The organism is Microbacterium sp. NPDC090281 (assembly GCF_044769635.1).
In the GTDB taxonomy this organism is placed as follows: Bacteria; Actinomycetota; Actinomycetes; order Actinomycetales; family Microbacteriaceae; genus Microbacterium.
Map to the genome: position 1 here is coordinate 255,649 of NZ_JBIVYH010000002.1, position 17,465 is coordinate 273,113.

Consider the following 17,465-nt stretch of genomic DNA (forward strand, 5'->3'; position numbering starts at 1 on the left):
GATTCGACTTCCCCCATTCCGCTGGACGGCGACGACGGGTAGGTTTTGTTCATGGTCCTTCCTCATCCTCTTCCACTCGTACCTGCGCCCGTGTCAGCCACCGCACGGGAAGGACGGATGCCGATCACCGCGACGACGCGCGTGCTCGGCTCCTCCCCCGCCGCCGCGCAGCTGATCGAGGCGGTCGAGCGCCGGACCGGCATCAGGCTGTCCGTCGCCGACGAGGCTCCCGCCGAGATCGAACTGCTCGTGGACCCGACCTCTTCCGCACCCGAGGGCTACACGCTCGAGATCGGTGATCGAGCTGTCGTCGTCGGCGCCGACGAGGCAGGACTCTTCTACGGCATCCAGACCCTGCTGCAGCTTCTGCGCCAGGACGGCTCCGGTTGGGCGCTGCTCGGCGCCGACGTCGCCGACTCCCCGCGTTTTGCGCGACGTGGCGTCATGCTCGACGTGGCACGGCACTTCTTCGGCGTCGACGATGTGAAGAAGTTCATCGACAGCACGAGCGCCCTCAAGCTCAACCACCTGCACCTGCACCTCAGCGACGACCAGGGATGGCGCGTGCACATCGACTCCTGGCCGCTGCTGACCGAGCGGGCGGCCGCCACGTCGGCGAACGGCGACCCCGGCGGCTTCTACACGAAGGACGACTACCGCGAGATCGTGGCATACGCCGCATCGCGCCACATGATCGTGATCCCCGAGATCGACCTCCCCGGTCACACGCACGCGATCGGTGTGGCCTACCCGGAGCTCGTCGAAGCACCCGTGCTCAACGACAACCTCATCGCCGAGTCCGCCCGCCTCGGTCAGCCGCTGCCCGTGGCCGGCGAGACGTACCTCGGCTGGGGCGTCGGTCACTCCAGCGTCCGCATCCACGAGGAGCGCACCTACGACTTCGTGCGCGACGTGGTCCGCGAACTCGCCGAGATGACGCCGGGACCGTACATCCACATCGGCGGCGACGAGTCGCTCGGCACCCCTCAGGCCGACTTCGACCTGTTCGCGGAGCGCGCGACCGCGATCGTGGTCGACGCGGGCAAGATCCCGGTCGCCTGGCACGAGATGGGCTCCGCCGCGAACATCGCAGAGGGCACGGTCGGACAGTACTGGGGCAAGACCACGCCGGAGGGCACGCATGCCGAGGAGGCCGTCCACTTCGTCGAGCGCGGCGGCGCACTCATCATGTCGGCAGCGGACGTCACCTATCTCGACATGAAGTACGACGAGGATTTCCCTCTCGGACTCACCTGGGCGGCGATCATCGACGTCCGCACCGCCTATGAGTGGGAGCCCACTGCGGTCCTCGACGTGCCGGACACCGCGATCCTCGGTGTCGAGGCCCCACTGTGGTCCGAGACGACTCGCACGCTCGGCGAGGTCGAACAGCTGGTCTTCCCCCGCGCTGCCGCCCAGGCCGAGGTCGCCTGGTCGCCCCGGGAGGCTCCGGAGCGCATCTGGGAGTCGTTCCGCGTGCGGGTCGGCTCGCTCGCACCGCTGTGGAAGGCTGAGGGGGTCGACTTCCATCCCGCAGACGAGATCCCCTGGAGCGCACGTTGAGCACCCACTCCTCCGCGACCGGTTCGCTGGTCATCCACTCCGCACGGATCATCGATCGCGGCGAAGCCGTCGACGACGGATGGGTCCGCATCGAGAATGGCGTCGTCGCAGCCCGCGGCACGGGATCGTCGTGGACTCCGGCCGATGACGTCGTCGATGCGACGGAGGTCGCCGGTCCCGGCGCTCTGCTGACCCCGGGTTTCATCGACATCCACGGGCATGGCGGCGCAGGAGCCTCTTTCGACGACGGCGTGGAGGCCATCCGCACCGGACGCGACCTGCACCGCACGCACGGCACCACCCGCGCTGTCGTCTCGCTCGTCACGGCGTCGCTGGAGTCGCTCGCCCGCAACGTCGCGATCATCGCCGACCTGACCGAGACGGAAGCCGACATCCTGGGCTCGCACCTCGAGGGGCCCTTCCTCGACCCCGGCCACCACGGGGCGCACGAACCGTCGCTGCTGCGTCATCCGGTCGCGGCCGATGTCGCTCGCCTGCTCGACGCCGGTCGCGGCACGGTTCGCCAGGTCACGATCGCGCCTGAGCTACCAGGCGGCCTCGATGCGATTCGACAGATCGTCGCGGCAGGATCCGCCGCGGCCGTCGGCCACACGGACGCGGACGCAGCGATGGCGGTCGCCGCGTTCGAGGCCGGGGCGTCGATCCTCACGCACGCGTTCAATGCCATGCCGGGCATTCATCACCGCGCTCCGGGGCCGGTGCTGGCAGCTGCGGCCGATCATCGCGTCGTGCTGGAGGCCATCGCCGACAACGTGCACCTCGACCCGCACGTCATCAAGCTCGTGTTCGACTCCGCGCCCGGTCGGGTGGCTCTGATCACCGACGCGATGGCTGCGGCCGGCAGCGCCGACGGCCACTACGATCTCGGAGCCGTGAGTGTCACGGTCGAGAACGGCGTGGCGAGAGCCGATGACACCGGATCGATCGCCGGATCGACGCTCACGCAGGACGTGGCGTTGCAACGGGCGGTGCAGGCAGGTGTAGCGCTCCCCGAGGCCGTCCGTGCGCTGACCGAGACGCCAGCGCGAGCCATCGGGCGCGACACGGCTCTCGGAAGCCTGCGCTCCGGCATGCTCGGCGATGCCGTACTGCTGGATGCGGAACTGCGCGTCGCGCGGGTGTGGTCAGGACCACGGTTGCTCGTCTGAGAGAGCAGCACAGCGCGCGACGCGCAGCTCTGCGCTCTCCGGTCGTTCATGTGATGAGGTGGGAGGCCGCCGTTCCCCAGATCGGCGGCCTCATTCCCCCTCGTGAGACGGTGGGCCGAGGACTCCTCCCCCGAGGCTCCCGACCCACCCGTCCAGTGCGAATGCCCCCCGCACCAGTGCCCGAATCCCGCCCCCCGGTGGAATTCGTACGGCTGTCTCTATGGGATGAGACGAAGCCCATCCCGATTCATTACGCGACTTCTCGAAAAACTTCGAGAAGTCGTCTCGATCCTCGGATCGAAAAGTGTGGGAGGCCGCCGTTCCCCAGATCGGCGGCCTCATTCCCCCTCCTGAGATGGTGGGGGGCCGGGCGCTCCTCCCCCGAGGATCCCGACCCACCCGTCCAGTGCGAATACCCCCGCACCAGTGCCCGAATCCCGCCCCCCCGGTGGAATTCGCACGGCTGTCTCTATGGGATGAGACGAAGCCCATCCCGATTCATTACGCAACTTCTCGAAAAACTTCTGAATCGTCCGATCACCCACCCGAACCCGTCGCGGCTACGGATCCCCGAACCCGGGTATCGGCTCGGAGTTCCGGGGAAAGGGTGGCTTCCCTGGGAGATTCACGAGAGAATGAGGAAGTCGCGTGATGAGAGGCGCTCTCATGCGTCTCTCCCTGTGGAGGCGCACCTGCGCCCGGCGACAGATTGATGATTGTGCACGAAGAGAACACGACTCACGACGAAACGATCGGCGATGCCGACCTGATCCTCCGCACCCGTTCGGGAGACACGGAGGCGTTCGGTGAACTCTGGCGACGGCATTACCCGTCGGGGTTGTCCGTTGCGCGTTCGGTCACCTCGTCGATCGATCCCGACGACCTCGTGCAGGAGTCCTACACACGCATCTATCAGGCGATCATCAAGGGCGGCGGACCCAACGGATCCTTCCGCGCTTACCTCTTCACGAGCATCCGCAACACGGCGGCAGGTTGGGGACGCGCCCGCCGAGAGACCGCGATCGATGAGCTCGACACGGTCGCCGACCCCGACACCACCGACCAGGCCGCGAGCGAGGCGCTCGATCGGAGCCTGACCGCGCAAGCATTCCGCAGCCTTCCCTCCCGCTGGCAGGAGGTGCTCTGGTACACCGAGATCGAGCAGATGAAGCCGCAGGAAGTCGGCCCTCTCCTCGGGATGAAGGCCGGCGCAGTGTCGCAGTTGGCCTTCCGCGCCCGCGAAGGGCTCCGTGAGGCGTGGATCCAGGCTCATCTGCGCAGCGCCGCCGACGGCTCTGAGTGCCAGTGGACGATCGAGCACCTGGGTGCGTACTCTCGCGGCAACCTCAGCACGCGTGACCACAAGCGACTCGAGCTGCACCTCGACGAATGCGCGCGGTGCATGATCGTCGCCGCTGAGGCGAAGGACGTCTCCAAGCGCCTCGCCCTCGTGCTTCTGCCCCTCGTGCTCGGCGTCACCGGCGCGGCCGGCTACCTCGCCACGCTGCAGGGCGCGGGAACGCCGATCGTCGCTCTGGCCGGCATGTCGTCGACCATCCCCGGCGCGGTGTTCGCCGGTGACTCAGGCGCGGGGCACGCAGCGACCGGCCTCGTCACCTCCGGCGGCTCAGGTTCCGGCGCGGCCGGATCGGGTTCCGGTGCCGCGGGTAGCGGCGGATCGGGTTCCGGCGCCGGCGGCTCAGCCGGTGGCACCGCTGGTTCTTCTGCGGGCGCAGGAGCCTCGGGAGGCGTGTTCACCGGAATCGGTGCGCTCGTCGGAGTGGGCTCTGCTGCGCTGGTGGTCGCCGGCGTCGTCGCCGCAGCGACGATCATCCCCGGGCTCGCCGGCGCAGATCCCGCGACCTCGCTTCCGAACGCCGGAGATGAGGATCCGTCATCGATCTCCGCTGACGTCGGACCGGACGAGACGATGAGCCTCGACGAGCCCGTCATCATCGAACCGCCTGTCACCGTGCCCGAGGAGACGCCCGCGCCTCCCGCGGAGGATGAGAACTCTCAGCCCGGGGCAGACCAGAGCGGCCCCGCCGTCACGCCACCACCTGTAGTCGTGCCGCCCACGAACCCGGTCGAACCCGCGAAGCCCGTCGATCCCGTGGACCCGATCGATCCCGTGGACCCGGTCGATCCCGTCGACCCGGTGGACCCCGTGGACCCGGAGGTTCCCACGGAAGCGCCGACGTGGACGACGGCGACGATCACTTTCACGGAGGATGCGCAGGGTATCGCGATCCACTACCTCGTGCCGATCACCGGTATGCCGGGCGCCACGGTCGAGGCGCTTCTCGACGGCAGCCACCGCGGCGGCAGCACCATCGTCCTCGACGACACCGGAGCAGGGTCGATCGACCTCCGCCCCGACCTGTTGCAGTATTTCTTCTTCGCGTCGACGACGAAGGTCACCTTCCGATACGTCCTGGAAACGGTCGACGCCCCGTTCGTCGACACGACCTTGCTCGCTCTGCAGCCCAACCGTCCGGGTATCGACCCCCCGATCGAAGAGCCCCCGGTCGAAGAGCCCCCGGTGGATGTGCCCCCGGTGGATGTACCCCCGGTCGAAGAGGTCCCGGCCGAAGAGACACCTGACGGCTCCGCGCCGGTCGACGAGGCGCTCACCTCCGTCGGAACTCCGGCAGAGAACGCACCGGCACCTGTCGTACCGACCGAGGTCGCACCGGAGCCTGTCGTGCCCGCAGCGCCCTCTCCCGTCGAGGCAGAGCCGGCCGCTCCCGTCGAGCCGGCACCGCTCACGGCCCAGACGAACGATGTCGCAAACACCATCGAGCCGGTCGTCGCCCCGGCTGAGGACGCCGTCGTCGCCGAATAGACTGGATCCATGTCCTCGGATCCTGCTCCCGTTCCCGGCGTCGACCGCCCGGTCATCTCCGCCCTCGACATCGTTCGCACCATCGTGCTGGTCGTCGCGGTGGCGTCCCTCGCACTGTGGGGTTTCGCCAGCTGGGAACTGCCGTGGAACATCATCTTCGGCGTCGGAGCACCCGTCATCGTGATCCTGATCTGGGCACTGTTCCTCTCGCCACGGCCGGTTCTGCGCGTGCACCCGTTCCTGCGAGCGGCCGTCGAACTGTTGATCTACGTCGGCGTCACGATCGCCTGGTGGTCGATGGGCCAGGCATTGATCGGCACCGCCTTCGCCCTCGTCGCCGTCGTCGCCGGAGTCCTCAGCGGTCGACGCGCCCTGTCGTGAGACTTCCGTCGTGAGCGCCTTGTGAGCGTCCTGTCGCTCCTCCAGGAGTCGCTCGGCGCGCTCGTCGACGTCAGCGAGGCTTCGCTCGAGCAGGCCAGGGCCGATCGCTCCGGCCATTCCGCAGCCGGTCGGCCGATCGCCGTCGTGCATGCGGAGCGGATCGAGCACGTGCAGCAGACCATGCGCATCGCCACCGCGACGCGCACGCCGGTCGTCGTCCGCGGTGCCGGCACCGGCCTCGCCGGTGCCGCCAACTCGGGCACCGGTGAGATCGCGCTCTCGCTGCGGCGGATGACCGCTATCCACGAGGTGCGCCAAGACGATCTGCTCGCTGTCGTCGAGCCTGGCATCCTGAACGCCGAGCTGAACGCCGAACTCGCCCAGCACGGCCTCTGGTGGGCACCGGACCCCGCCAGCCGTGACATCTCGACCGTCGGCGGCAACATCGCGACCGGCGCCGGTGGTCTGCTCTGCGCCAAGTACGGTGTCGTGCGCGATGCCGTGCTCGGAGTCGATCTCGTCCTCGCCGACGGCCGACTGCTGCACCTCGGACACCGCAGCGTCAAGGGCGTGACGGGTCTCGACCTGACAGCGCTCGTCGTCGGCTCAGAAGGCACACTCGGAGTGGTGGTCGGCGCAACCCTCAAGCTGCGCAGACTCGTGCCGGGTGCGACGTGCACCATCACCGCGACCTTCCCCGGAGTACGAGGCGCTGCCGCGGCAGCCGCCGCGGTGACTGCCGCCGGAGTACAGCCGGCGATCATGGAACTGATGGATGCGGCGAGTCTTGCGGCCGTGCACGCGCTCCTCGCTCTCCCCTCGCCCACCCCGGGGGCTGCCCAGCTGACGATTCAGACCGATGGTCCAGCTGCCGGGATCGAGGCCGAGACGATCGCCGCGATCCTGCGCGCCCACGACGGCATCACGACCGTGACACACGATCGCGAGGAGGGCGAGCGCCTCCTCGCGATCCGTCGCTCCATGCACGCCGCGATGGCGTCGCTGGGCACGACCCTGATCGAAGACGTCTCGGTACCGCGCAGCGCCATGCCGGCGATGTTCGATGAGATCGCACGCATCGAACGCGAGTACGGCCTCGCGATCCCGACCGTCGCCCATGCCGGTGACGGCAACCTGCACCCGAACTTCGTCTTCGAGGGCTCGGAGACGCCGGCGCACGTGTGGGCGGCCGCCGATGAGCTCTTCCGCGCCGCGATCCGACTCGGGGGCACCCTGACCGGCGAACACGGCATCGGTGTCCTGAAACGCCGCTGGCTCGCCGATGAACTGGGCGATGACCAGTGGCACCTCCAGCGTCAGATCGCCCGAGTGTTCGATCCCCTCGGCATCCTCAACCCCGGAAAGGTCTTCAGTCCAGATGCCTGACATCCATGTGAGTGCGGCCGTGATCGTCGACGAGGAAGGCCGTGTTCTCGTCGTCCGCAAACAGGGCACGACGCGGTTCATGCAGCCCGGCGGCAAGCCCGAGCCCGGTGAGTCCGCCGCGCAGACGCTCATCCGGGAGCTGGACGAGGAGCTCGGAGTCGTGCTCGACGAAGCCGACCTCCGTCCACTCGGAACGTTCGTGTCGGAGGCTGCCAACGAGCCGGGGCATCGTGTCGTCGCCGAGGCCTTCGCGGCATCCGTCGCCCCCGACGCCGTAGCCGTTCAGGCAGAGCTCGCCGAGCTGCGTTGGATCACTCCGGCCGATGTCGCGACGCTGCCGCTGGCGCCGCTGAGCGTCGAACACCTGCTGCCGATCGCCTGGCCCACGTCGGCGGGCTGAGCCCGCCGGAGCTGCCTCAGATGCCCTGCCAAGCGGGCTTGTTGGCGAACGTGTAGCGGTAATAGTCCGCGAGCGCGAGCTGCGATGCCGCCGCTTCGTCGACGACGATCGTCGCGTGCGGGTGCAGCTGGATCGCCGAACCGGGCAGGAGCGCCGTGAGCGGGCCCTCGACAGCACCGGCGACCGCCGCGGCCTTTCCCTCGCCGAACGCGAGCAGGACGAGGTGACGCGCCTTCAGGATCGTTCCCAGACCCTGCGTGATGCAGTGCATGGGCACGTCGTCGATCGAGTCGAAGAAGCGGGCGTTGTCCTCGCGGGTCTGCTCGGTGAGCGTCTTCACACGCGTCCGGGAGGCGAAGGACGAACCGGGCTCGTTGAAGCCGATGTGTCCGTCGGTGCCGATGCCGAGGATCTGCAGGTCGACGCCGCCGGCAGCATCGATCGCCGTCTCGTAGTCGTCGCCCGCATGCTGGATCGTCGCCTGCGCGCCGTTGGGGACGTGGATGCGTCGCGGGTCGAGTCCGAGCGGCTCCACGACCTCGCGGGTGATGACCGACCGGTAGCTCTCCGGGTGCGCCGGGTCGATGCCGACGTACTCGTCGAGGGCGAAACCGCGCACCTGCGACACGTCGCGGCCCGCGAGCCGGGTGCGCAAGGCCTGGTAGACGGGCAGCGGTGTCGATCCGGTCGCAAGCCCCAGAACGGCGTCACGACGACGCTCGATCAGCTCCACGATCTCGGTTGCGACCAAAGCGCCGGCGGCCTCGGCATTCTCGACGATGACGACCTCAGCCATGCGGAACGATCTCCTTCTCGGTGATGGATGCGCCGACCAATGCGGCGCCGAAAGCGGCGGCGGGCGACCCCGCCGGAAGCAGTTCGATTCTCTCATCCAGGCGGAGCGACCGCATGAACGGTGACGCCTCCGCGCCGGCGTGCAGAGCAGCGCGGATGCCGTTCTCGAGCCGTGCACCGAGAGCGGTGAGCCCTCCCCCGATGACGACGGTCTCGACGTCGGCCGAGAGCACGAGGACGCGCACGGCTGCCGCAGCCCCGTGGTAGAGGTCGTCGCGGAGCGCGAGAGCCAGCGGATCGCCGGCATCGGCCGCGTCGAAGATGTCCCTGATCGGCAGCGCGCCCGGACGCCCCCAGGCCTTGGCCAGGGCACCACCGCCGCAGAAGGTCTCGACGCATCCGTGCTGACCGCAGCCGCAGAGGCGTCCGCGCGGGTCGACCGAGAGATGGCCGACCTCGCCGGCCGTTCCGCGAGAACCGCGCCAGATGCGTCCGTCGATCACGATTCCGGCCGCGACCCCGGTGCCGAGGTTCAGATACGCCATCGACCCGGCGACTCCGCTCAGCACGGCCGCGCCGAGGGCGGCCGCCTTCACATCGTTCTCGACGCGGAAGGGCACGCCGAGGGCATGCTCCGCTCTGACGGCGAGGTCCAGCGACTCCACGCCGAGGTTGACCGCGTGATCCACGCGCCCGGCCTCGGCGTCGACGAGTCCGGGGATGCCGATGCCCACGGATCCGACGTCGGAGAGCGGGAATACACTCTCGTCGGCGAGGGCCGTCACTGCGGTCACGATGCTCTCGACCACAGCATCGTCGCCCCACCCGGTCGGTCGGCGGAGGCGCCCGCGGATGTCGCCGGAAGGGTCCACGGCCACAGCGTCGATCTTGGTGCCGCCGACGTCCAGGCCCACACGAATCTGCCGACCGAGGCGGTCGGCAGTGCCCGCACCCGTCATCGGATGCCGCTCCCCGCCGTGCCGGTCATGGTGGAGGTGACGATCACGACACTCCCAGCTGTCCGGAGAGCACCATCACGGCGGCCCCGCGCAGGACGATGTCGTCCTGATGCGTCAGGCGTACGACGACGTCCTCGAAGACGCCCTCGAGGGTCCGCGCATGAAGTGTCTCGATCGCGGCATCGATCAGGACGCCGTCGAGCAGGTCGGCTGGCCCTGAGACCACGACCTCCGAGAGGTCGAGAGCCGCGACGATCGGCGCGATGCCGATCGCCATGCGGATGCCGGCGTCGCGAAGGATCTCGTCGCGGGCATCGGGGTCGGCAGCGAGCGCCTCGCGCAGGCGACTGACGCTGAGCCAGGCCTCGAGACAGCCGTCTTTGCCACAGGCGCAGCGCGGTCCGCCATCGGTTCCGACCACGACGTGGCCGATCTCCCCTGCCGCGAAACGGCTGCCGAGCAGCGGCTGGCTACCGGTGATGAGCCCGGCCCCGACACCCCTGCCGATCTTGATCAGCATGAAGTCGGCCTTCGCGTCGCCGAAGGTGTACTCGGCGAGCACAGCCGCGTTGGCGTCGTTACGAGCGAGCACCGGCAGATCGAGGTCGACGCTCAGCTTCGCCTCGAGCGGGAAGTTCGTCCAGCCGAGGTTCGGCGAGCTGAGAACGACGCCGTCAGGACGCACGACGCCGGGAGCCCCGATGCCCACACCGAGCAGCGGCTGGGTCGAGGCGGCGACCAGGGCCTGTGCGAGCTCCCGCAGGGTCGCATATGCCGCCTCGCCGTCGGGGGAATCCGGACGCGGTACCTCACGGCGTTCGAGCACATCGCCGTCGAGGCTCAGCACCGCACCAGTGAACGCACTGGGACCGGAGAGGTCGAGGCCGACGATCTGGTGGCCGAAGCGGTCGATGTCGATGAGGATCGGCGGCTTGCCAGGGCCGACCGCTTCACGCACGCCCATCTCGATGACGATGCCGTCGGCGATGAACTCGGCGACCAGGTCGGAGATCGTGACTCTCGTCAGGCCCGTCTCGCGAGAGAGGTCAGCGCGGCTCATCGCTCCCGCGTGATACAGCGTCTGGAGCACCAAGGCGCGGTTGTGCCCTCGCGCGTGCTCGGGAAGCACCTTGGATCGCGAGCGCAGGTGGCGCCCTGGGCCGAAGGCGTGCGCATTCGCACCGGCGTACTCTGACGGCGATGCGGAACGCTGTTCATCCGAAACGGACATGTTTGTTAGTAGACCTTACGAACAAAATTTGCGCAACCTCTGCCCGCGGACGCGCGGCGAGGGTTACCGAAACGTTACATTACTTTCGATCGCCGGCGGCGAGCGTGTTCGAGCGTTCGATGAGACGCTCCACCAACCCCGCGACGATCTTCTCCCGAGCCTCGATCGTGAGAGGCTTCCCCGGCACCCCTGGGCGGCGCTGTCCGGGCTCAGGCCCGTCCAGGGGACGATACCGCACGCCTGCCGCAGCGAGCCGTCGCAGGTGCGTGCTCAGGCGCCGTCCGAACCCCTCGTACGGTGCCGGATCGCCCCCTTCCCACAACCGCTCGGCGATCGCCGCCAGGCGCGGGAACATCGCGAAGTCGACGCGATCCCTGGTGGGCAGGTGCTCGCTCCAGACGTTCGCCTGGCCGCCGACCGCGCCCTCCTCGACGCGCAGCGTGTAGGCACGCTGGATCGTCAGCGGTGGGCCGACCCTGATCGGCTCCTCCTCCGACTCCGACTGCGGGTAGTCGAGGTACACCTCGAGGTCGGGGCACGCCACGACCTCGATCCCCCGGCGCAGCGCCTCACGCATCGCCGCAGCGCCGCGCCACGCGAGAATGCGGACCCCCTCGGGGACGTCTCCCTCGAGAACCTCATCCCACGCGAGCGCCGTGCGCCCGCGGGAACGAACATGCGCGACGAAATGAGCCGTGAACCACGGCTGCACGTCATGCGGAGTGTCCAGATCGAGCTCACGCATCCGTTCGGCGGCTGCCGCGCTCTGCGCCCATTCGGTCACCGGCACTTCATCTCCGCCGATCCCGATCCACTCCGAATCGAACACGTCGCACAGGGCGTCGATCACTGCACGCCCGAACGCCAGCGATGCGTCCGTCGGCGCGAGCGTGCGCGGATTGACGCCGAAGCGCTCCCAGGCGGAGGAGACGGCATCCCCGACGTCGACGTTGCCGAGTTCGGGGTAGGCGGCAAGGCCCGCCTGGATGTGTCCAGGCAGCTCGACCTCCGGCACGACGGTCACGAAGCGCTCGTGTGCGTAGGCGACGAGATCGCGCAACTCCGCGGTCGTGTAGAAGCCCTCGTGCACGCCGGGCTCGACGCTCGAGAGCGGCCCGTGTCCGAGCTGCGTCGACTCCCGGCGCGCTCCGACCTCGGTGAGACGCGGGAAGCCCGGCACCTCGAAGCGCCACCCCTGGTCGTCGGTGAGGTGCAGGTGCAGGACGTTGAGGTGGTGGTCGGCGAGGAGGTCGATCAGTCGCCGCACGTCGTCGACGGGCCGGAAGTGCCTGGCGACGTCGAGCATGGTCCCGCGCCAGCTGTAGGCAGGTGATCCTTCCCACACGCCGGCCGGGATCAACGCCGTCGTGGCATCCGGATCCCGGAGCTGCCGCAGCGTCGTGGCGCCCCGGTACACGCCGGCGGGACTCGCCCCGCTGACCTCGATGGCCGAGGCGCTCACCCTCACCCGGAAGGCCTCTGCGCCGATGCGACCCGCCGATGCGGCATCCGCGCCGAGGGCCTCGTCGATCACCAGACGGATCGGCCGCAGTCCCTCATCGCCACCGCCTCCACCCAGCCGGGCGACTGAGGCGGCGAGCTCGGATGAGGCGAGGATCGGGGTCCCCTCGGACCATGTGAAACCGGGGACCATCGGGTCGATGCGGGAAGCGACGAGCGGCACCGTCGAACGGTGGGCCGGGGGCGGCATCCGCAGTGCGCGACCGGGCGTGCTCCCGGTCACGTCACCCTCTGACACCACCGGCGTGCCGCCGACCAGCACCTCGACGATGCCGTGAGGGATGGCGAAAGGGGCATCGAAGGTGGCACCGGCCGCGATGGTCTCCGGGTCGAACAGCACCAGATCCGCAGTCGCGCCCTCCCGGATGATGCCGCGTGGAGCATCGCCGCGGTCGAGGCCCAGACGTCTGGCAGGTGTTCCGGCCAGGTGGCGCACGGCCTCCTCCCACGTGAGGATGCCGAGCTCGCGCACATAGTGCCCGAGGTAGCGCGGGAACGTGCCGCGCCCGCGGGGGTGCGGTCGAGCCCCGATCAGGATCCCGTCGCTGCCGCCGGCGTGCTGCGGATGGCGCATGATGGCACGGACGTTCTCCTCATCGCCGATGTGCATGAGGATGCCGGTGGCACCGGCATCAGCGATGATCGTGTCGATCACCACGTCGACGGCACGGCGACCGGTCGTGGCGGCGATCTCAGCGACCGTCCGCCCGACGAGATCCGCGAGGGCGGGGTTCGCCGCGCCGGAGATCTGGATCTGCGTCCAGTCCGCCTTCTCGCCGTGGAAGCCGTCGCAGCCGATCTCCTCCAACTCCACCCGCACCGCTTCCCGGCCGCCCGCGTCGAGCTCGGCGAGGGCGTGCAGCAGGTCACCGGTCGCGGCCAGCCGACTCGGCAGCAGTGCGGCGAGCGTGGTGGCGCCCGGCAGATACGGATAGGTGTCGAGCGTGACGTCCACCCCGTCGGCGATCGCCGCGTCGATCAGCGCCAGGAGTTCGGCGGCACGGCCACGGTTCGGGGCGAAGTTCATGGTGGCGTGAGTGAGGTGCACCGGGCAGCCGGTGCGTCGCCCGATGTCGAGCGCTTCCCGGTAGGCCTCGAGCGCTCCCCCGCCGTAGCTGCGGGTGTGCGGCGCCCAGTAGCCGCCGCGCTCGGCCACGACCCGGCACAGCGCTTCGAGCTCCGCCGTATCGGCATACATCCCCGGCGTGTAGGTGAGGCCGCTCGACATCCCGAATGCGCCCGCATCCAGGGCGAGGCCCAGTAGGTCGGCCATCGCGGAGATCTCGGCAGACGTCGCCGGACGGTTCTCATGGCCGACGACCATCATCCGCAGGTTCCCCTGCGGGACGAGAACGGCGGCGTTCGCGACCGCTGCGGCGTCGATCGCCGTGAGAAGGTCGTCCATCGTCCGCCATGGCACGTCGGCGGGCATGCCGTTCCAACCGGCGATCTGCGCGGGGATGACGGCAGCCGTGGCATCGTCCAGCGGCGCGTAGCCGAGGCCGTCCTGGCCCAGCACCTCGGTCGTGACGCCCTGCCGGATCTTCGCCTCGTGGGCAGCACCGCGCAGCACGGCGAGCTCACTGTGCGCGTGCATGTCGATGAAGCCGGGCGCGAGGATGAGACCTGTCGCGTCGACCTCCACGGCACCGTCGGGGAGATCCAGCTCGTCAGCGGCCACTCCCGAGCGGAGGATCGCGACGACTCTGGCGCCCTCGACCGCCACATCGGCTATGTAGCGAGACGATCCGGTCCCGTCGATGACTGTCGCTCCGCGGTAGACCCGCACGAACCCGACAGCAGCCTTCTCCGCGCTCAGAAGCATGTCGCGACCGCTCCGATGACCCGGGGGTCGGCGGCGTCCGGGTCATCGATCACCGCGACCACCCGCCACTTGTCGAAGGCCGTGCAGGGGTGGGAGAGCCCCAGCCGCACGACGTCGCCGACCGCGACCGAAGCCTCATCGGCGAGACGCAGGAACGCGTGCTGATCGTTCAGCGCGGTGATCTCGCCCGCAACGCTCTGCGGAACCGGCAGATCGAGATCGAAGGGCACGTCCCGACGACCGGCATCGAGCAACGCGAGGCCTTCTTCGGGCTGCGACACCACTCGCGACCAGGCGTGCATCGCCGATCGGAGCGGTGCGGTCGCGGTCAACGCGCCGAACGGCGACATCCGGGAGTAGAAGCCGTCGTCGTGGATCTGGAAGGCGCCGGAGCGCAGGACGACATCCGCCTCGGCGCCCGCGGGTGCGAGCACCGCCGCTGCCCGGTCGGGGAACGAGCTCCCTCCGGCGCTGAGCACGGGGCGCACGTCGTCGGAGTATTCGAGGCGCGTGTGCAGTTCGATGATCGTGCGGAGGTACGTGTCCACGGCGGCGACGGAGGTTTCGCTGCGGTCCGCTCCGAAGGGCCCCTCGTATCCGGCGACACCCGCGAGGCGCAGGCCGGGGGAATCCGAGATGGCCTGCGCGATGCGCTCCCCCTCATCGACGGTGCGTGCTCCGGTGCGACCGTGGGCTCCTCCGAGCTCGACCAGCACATCCAGCGGCCGCGCAGCATCGCGCATGCCCTTCGCGAGGATCGCCACGCCGTCGAGCGAGTCCGCCCAGCACAGCACGCGCAGCCCCTCGTCGGCGGCGAGCAGCTCGCCCAGTCGACGCACTGCCGCGGGATCCGTGACGGAGTTCGCGATGAGCACGGTCGGAACGCCCGCATCGACGGCGACCTCGGCCTGCCACGGCGTCGCGACCGATATGCCCCAGGCGCCCGCATCGAGAAGCCTCTGCCAGAGCGCCGGCGCCATCGTGGTCTTGCCGTGGGGCGCGAGCAGGACCCCCTGCTGCTCCGCCCACGCGAAGACGGTCTCCTCGTTGTGCGTGAGGGCCCTCTCGTGCACGGTCAGTACCGGGGTGACCAGGTCCGAGAGGTGCAGACCGGCACCGGCGACCTCCGAGAGACGGAGACCGACCGCGTGCGCCGGGAAGCCCTTCGTCCAGGCGCCGAGAACGGGATCCGGAATTTGTAGAGGCATCTAACAAGGCTACTAGGCTGGCGACATGACCGCGAAGATCCGAGTTTCCACCGACGCCGCTCCCGCCCCCGCCCACACCTTCTCTCAGGGAATCCGCAAGGGCCCGTTCGTGCAGGTGTCCGGCCAGGGGCCCGTCGATCCCCAGACGAACGAGTACCTGTTCCCCGGTGATGTCGCCGCGCAGACGACGCGCACGCTCGAGAACGTCAAGGCGATCGTCGAGGCCTCCGGCGCGACCTTCGACGACGTCGTGATGCTGCGCGTCTACCTGACCAAGCGCGAAGACTTCCCGATCATGAACGATGCCTACGGCGCCTTCGTCACTGCGCACACCACGAACGGCGTCCTGCCCTCGCGCACCACCGTGTTCACCGGCCTGCCGCGTGAGGAGATGCTGGTCGAGATCGACGGCATCGCCATCATCGACTGACATCGGCGGAGCGGGGAGGGACGATATCACGGACCGTTGCCTCCCCGTTACCTCCCATCCCGTACCATTGAACGTCAGGACACGTTTGAGAGCCGGGGGGTGAAGTTCGTGACCGATCTGATTTCTGCGCCGGGCGCAGCAGACGAGGCGCACGGAGAAGACTCCGCGCCCACCGCAGTACTCACATCGACCGATGCTCCCAGCGAGACCGTGCCACCTACGACCGGCGACCAGCCACTGGCCTGGGCTCCCATCGAACCGTCACCCAAGAAGCGCCGCCTCGGCCTCTGGATCGGTCTGGGCTTGGGCGTCGTCGCCCTCGGAGCCGGCGCCGCCTCGATGATCCTCATCGCACCCGGCACCACCGTCGCCGGGATCCCCGTCGGGTGGATGACCCCGGGCGCGGCGGCTGACGCCATCAACTCCCACCTCGCCGAGACCGAGGTCACCCTCACCGGCGACGGCGAGGGCACCGTGCTCACCGGTGCCGACCTCGGCGTGAGCGTCGACGCGACCGCACTGGCCGACACCGCCTTCGCCGAGCACCCGTTGTGGAACCTCGGCGCGTGGATGGGCGACCCCGTGCCTGCGGAGATCGTGCTCGACCCCGAAAAGGCGACCGCTGCCTTGCGCGGCGCGGTGCCTGCGAGCTTCGAAGACCCGGTGGACGCCGGAGTCGCCTTCGACCCCGCCAGCGGGAGCTTCGTGATCACCGCATCCGAGGCCGGAACCGGGATCGATGTCGGTGACCTCAACGCAGCCTTCACCCAGGCCATCGCCGAGGGAAGCAAGACGCTCGAGTTCTCGGGCGATCCGGCCGAGGCCGCCGCCGCCGTCTCGGACGACGACGCCACCGCCACCGCCACCTCGCTCAACACGATGCTCCCGACCGTCGGCTTCTACGTCGGCGAGGAGCGCACCGTGCCGGTCGATCCCGCGGTCGCCGCCTCCTGGCTCACGGTCGTCGACGACAAGGGCCAGCTGAGCATCCAGGCCGACCCGCAGGCGATCCAGGCCACGGTCGACGGTCTTCCCGCTCTCGTCGACCGCGCACCGGTCAACGCCACCAACATCGTCGATTCCGCAGGAAACGTGCTCCGCGCGGAGCAGGAAGGCGTTGCAGGCCGGGCGATCGGAGACACTTCGGCGATCGCGGACAAGTTCGCACAGCAGCTCGCCGCCGGCGACGGCGCGTTCGCACTCTCGGTCACCGAGACCCCGTTCGAGACGGTCAGCCTGTTCCGTCGCATCGACATCAACCTGAGCTCGCAGCGCGCCATCCTCTACGAGAACGGTGCGGTCGTGAACTCCTGGGCCGTGTCCACGGGCCTGCCGGGGACGCTGACCCCCACCGGCAGCTTCAAGGTGTTCGCGCACACACGCATCCAGGACATGGGCTGCTATCCCAACGCGCCGTACTGCACGGAGGACGTGCCCTGGATCACGTGGTTCGCTCCGAACATCGGTTTCCACGGCACCTACTGGCACAACAACTTCGGCCAGCGTATGAGCCACGGTTGCGTCAACCTGCCTATCGATCTCGCCAAGTACGTCTACGACTGGTCCCCCGAGGGCCTCGAGGTCTCCGTCCACTACTGACGCCCGTACCCCCGGGAAGCCTCGCCGGCGAGCAGCGAGCCGAAGTCTCGCCGGCGTAGCTCGGTCGATGTGCCGCGGGCACGCGACTCGAGCCGGCTTCTCGCGCGGATGGTTCCACCCAGCCTGTCCGGGTACGAAGAAGGGGGCGGATGC

The 17,465-nt window shown here is 69.2% G+C and carries 13 protein-coding genes; 8 read left to right on the plus strand and 5 right to left on the minus strand.

Annotated elements, in window-relative coordinates; translation table 11 throughout:
• Nucleotides 1–51: 51 nt before the first annotated feature.
• From ACIQTX_RS15410 to ACIQTX_RS15435, 6 genes are all read left to right on the plus strand, one after another.
• A complete protein-coding gene (locus tag ACIQTX_RS15410; RefSeq protein ID WP_402973653.1) occupies nucleotides 52–1,563 on the plus strand; it encodes a family 20 glycosylhydrolase in 1,512 nt (503 codons plus the stop codon).
• A complete protein-coding gene (gene nagA, locus ACIQTX_RS15415; protein ID WP_402973656.1) occupies nucleotides 1,560–2,732 on the plus strand; it encodes an N-acetylglucosamine-6-phosphate deacetylase in 1,173 nt (390 codons plus the stop codon). Before ACIQTX_RS15410 ends, nagA begins: the two co-directional genes overlap by 4 nt.
• A 718-nt stretch (nucleotides 2,733–3,450) precedes the next feature.
• Nucleotides 3,451–5,577 (plus strand): sigma-70 family RNA polymerase sigma factor, encoded by a 2,127-nt coding sequence (locus ACIQTX_RS15420; protein ID WP_402973659.1) that lies wholly within the window; start codon nucleotides 3,451–3,453, stop codon nucleotides 5,575–5,577.
• A 9-nt stretch (nucleotides 5,578–5,586) separates the two neighbouring features.
• Nucleotides 5,587–5,958 carry a YrdB family protein gene (locus ACIQTX_RS15425; protein ID WP_028503996.1) on the plus strand — a complete coding sequence of 124 codons (372 nt, stop codon included), beginning with the start codon at nucleotides 5,587–5,589 and terminating at the stop codon, nucleotides 5,956–5,958.
• Between the two features lie 21 nt (nucleotides 5,959–5,979).
• The gene (locus tag ACIQTX_RS15430) at nucleotides 5,980–7,344 is read left to right on the plus strand and encodes an FAD-binding oxidoreductase (RefSeq protein WP_402973662.1); all 1,365 of its coding nucleotides are present in this window, start codon (nucleotides 5,980–5,982) and stop codon (nucleotides 7,342–7,344) included.
• Entirely contained in the window at nucleotides 7,337–7,744 is a 408-nt protein-coding gene (locus ACIQTX_RS15435) for an NUDIX domain-containing protein (protein WP_402973665.1), read from the plus strand. The genes ACIQTX_RS15430 and ACIQTX_RS15435 overlap by 8 nt, the downstream gene beginning before the upstream one ends.
• Nucleotides 7,745–7,760: 16 nt before the next feature.
• On the opposite strand, the gene nagB is transcribed toward ACIQTX_RS15435, so the two are convergent.
• The 5 genes from nagB to ACIQTX_RS15460 form a co-directional block, all read right to left on the minus strand.
• Nucleotides 7,761–8,540: a glucosamine-6-phosphate deaminase gene (nagB, locus tag ACIQTX_RS15440; RefSeq protein WP_105528481.1), complete on the minus strand. Its 780-nt coding sequence runs from the start codon at nucleotides 8,538–8,540 to the stop codon at nucleotides 7,761–7,763.
• Entirely contained in the window at nucleotides 8,533–9,498 is a 966-nt protein-coding gene (locus ACIQTX_RS15445; protein WP_402973669.1) for an ROK family protein, read from the minus strand. The genes nagB and ACIQTX_RS15445 overlap by 8 nt, the downstream gene beginning before the upstream one ends.
• 43 nt (nucleotides 9,499–9,541) lie before the next feature.
• Entirely contained in the window at nucleotides 9,542–10,729 is a 1,188-nt protein-coding gene (locus ACIQTX_RS15450) for an ROK family protein (RefSeq protein ID WP_402973671.1), read from the minus strand.
• A 79-nt stretch (nucleotides 10,730–10,808) separates the two neighbouring features.
• Nucleotides 10,809–14,075 (minus strand): family 20 glycosylhydrolase, encoded by a 3,267-nt coding sequence (locus ACIQTX_RS15455; RefSeq protein ID WP_402973673.1) that lies wholly within the window; start codon nucleotides 14,073–14,075, stop codon nucleotides 10,809–10,811.
• Nucleotides 14,066–15,283 (minus strand): alanine racemase, encoded by a 1,218-nt coding sequence (locus tag ACIQTX_RS15460; RefSeq protein WP_402973676.1) that lies wholly within the window; start codon nucleotides 15,281–15,283, stop codon nucleotides 14,066–14,068. The genes ACIQTX_RS15455 and ACIQTX_RS15460 overlap by 10 nt, the downstream gene beginning before the upstream one ends.
• A gap of 25 nt (nucleotides 15,284–15,308) precedes the next feature.
• Between ACIQTX_RS15460 and ACIQTX_RS15465 the strand changes: the two genes are divergently transcribed.
• Nucleotides 15,309–15,713 carry a RidA family protein gene (locus ACIQTX_RS15465; RefSeq protein ID WP_028504004.1) on the plus strand — a complete coding sequence of 135 codons (405 nt, stop codon included), beginning with the start codon at nucleotides 15,309–15,311 and terminating at the stop codon, nucleotides 15,711–15,713.
• 108 nt (nucleotides 15,714–15,821) lie between these two features.
• Nucleotides 15,822–17,312 (plus strand): L,D-transpeptidase family protein, encoded by a 1,491-nt coding sequence (locus ACIQTX_RS15470; RefSeq protein ID WP_402973680.1) that lies wholly within the window; start codon nucleotides 15,822–15,824, stop codon nucleotides 17,310–17,312.
• Nucleotides 17,313–17,465: the final 153 nt, after the last annotated feature.